This is a genomic window from Paenibacillus germinis, assembly GCF_013141785.1.
GTDB classification, from domain to species: Bacteria; Bacillota; Bacilli; order Paenibacillales; family NBRC-103111; genus Paenibacillus_E; species Paenibacillus_E phytorum.
Genome location: NZ_WHOC01000179.1, coordinates 1 through 1,634 on the forward strand (window position 1 = coordinate 1; position 1,634 = coordinate 1,634).

3 protein-coding genes are annotated in these 1,634 nt (G+C 37.3%); 1 reads left to right on the forward strand and 2 read right to left on the reverse strand.

All coding sequences use genetic code 11. From position 1 onward, the window contains the following. Positions 1-193 precede the first annotated feature (193 nt). Positions 194-379: a hypothetical protein gene (locus tag GC102_RS34975; protein WP_079416780.1), complete on the reverse strand. Its 186-nt coding sequence runs from the start codon at positions 377-379 to the stop codon at positions 194-196. A gap of 731 nt (positions 380-1,110) precedes the next feature. Here GC102_RS34975 and GC102_RS34980 point away from each other — a divergent pair. Continuing rightward, entirely contained in the window at positions 1,111-1,320 is a 210-nt protein-coding gene (locus tag GC102_RS34980) for an alpha/beta-type small acid-soluble spore protein (RefSeq protein ID WP_171693611.1), read from the forward strand. A gap of 103 nt (positions 1,321-1,423) precedes the next feature. Here the strand turns inward: GC102_RS34980 and GC102_RS34985 are convergent. Further along, a partial coding sequence (locus GC102_RS34985; RefSeq protein WP_171693612.1) for a hypothetical protein occupies positions 1,424-1,634 on the reverse strand: 211 nt, incomplete at its 5' end.

The following is a 1,634-nucleotide window of genomic DNA, read 5'->3' on the forward strand; positions in this document are numbered from 1 at the left end:
TTACTTGAATGAAGAAAAAAAGGAATTGCCGCGAGGCAATCCCCTCAACTGGTGTTCGCTGTTACGCACTTTTTACTTACCGTAAACAACGATTATGTTTGTGCCGCCGAACAAGAAAAAAAACCCGCAGCATGAAGCATGCCGCAGGTCTCTAACTCGTATTACTTTAGATCGTTCCATGCCGAAGCTCAACTTAGGAACTGGCATCCGTATCAATGATTTCATCCAGTTCTGAACTATGTTCGTTTGCGGCTGCAATAATTTCTTGATCGACCTTATTACTTCCTTGAATTTGCTCCGCGGCTTGGGCTTGATTGTTCAGTTGCTTAACAATTTGTCCTGTGCCATGAGCTCCTTGATGTCCTCTACTGGATGTCATTGTATTTATCCTCCAAATTCGAAAGTTGATCTCCCTACTATATTATTATGCTATTTTCCACCCTTATTCCACATAGAGCCTCATTGGTTCGTTTTCGCCTCATGCAATTGTGTAATCAACACCAACAGATTCAGCTACTTTTAATTGAATGGTTAGCTGAAATGTTTTTAAGCATCACCTGGTTGATCGTGTGTATTATTTTGTGCAGACTGGTCAGGCGATTTTCGAGTTCGAGATTGCAGTTCCTTATCAACGGTTCGCTGAGATTTGGTTATCTTAGTTTTAGTTTTATCGGACATTGAGATTACCTCCTTTCTATCTTGATGAAATAAGCTAAAAAATTTAGCCTGTTCTGTGGGAAAGTATCCTCAAGCTTTTTTAGGGCTTTATATATGAACCATTTTGTTAACTAACCACCTTAATTAATATTTGCCTCATCAATTTTACCCTTTTGATTTGGTTTTTGGTTTTTTTGCTTTTCGGATTTCACGCTTTTCTTTTGATTAGTCATAACTCGAGCACACCCCTTTGAGTAATTTGAAACATATATATTGTACTCACTTAAGAAGTAATATAAGCAGGCACATTGTGCCAATCACTTAGTTGGTCGGCGAAATTAAACAATAATTTCTTACTGGGAACTAAGGCTTTTCAAATGAGATTATTCTTGCATAATCCTCCCTTAATCTCCACAAAATAAAGCACATTGAGAAAAGGAGTGATTTTATCCCATGGCAAATAACAGCACTTTACTCGTACCACAGGCTAAAGCGGCAATTAACCAACTAAAGTATGAAGTAGCTCAAGAATTGGGCATCCCTCTTCAGCCAAATGGCTACAATGGAAATCTCCTTACAAGGGATGTAGGCTCTATCGGAGGAACAATTACAAAGCGTCTTGTACAAATTGCTGAGCAGCAGTTAAATGGATTTAAACGCTAAATCTATAATGTAAGCCTAGTAAAAAAGACTACGATCACCTTTCGTTCAAACTGGCAAACCTTACATTGCTATCATTGAACAAACGTTCGCCGTTAGCGTAATGTTATTTATCTGGAACTTGTATAATATGTTCTTCAATTGAACTATCCGTAATAATTGCACTTTTGTATCGAATAGTCCAAACATCTGAATTTTCATCATAAACTACTTCATTGATAACAAAGTTGTTGATACTTGAAATATCTTTGTTTAAGAGGGCTTTGCGTATTACTTCGTCTTGAGACAGGATTGCTTTTTCAGGTTTTTGTATTTTG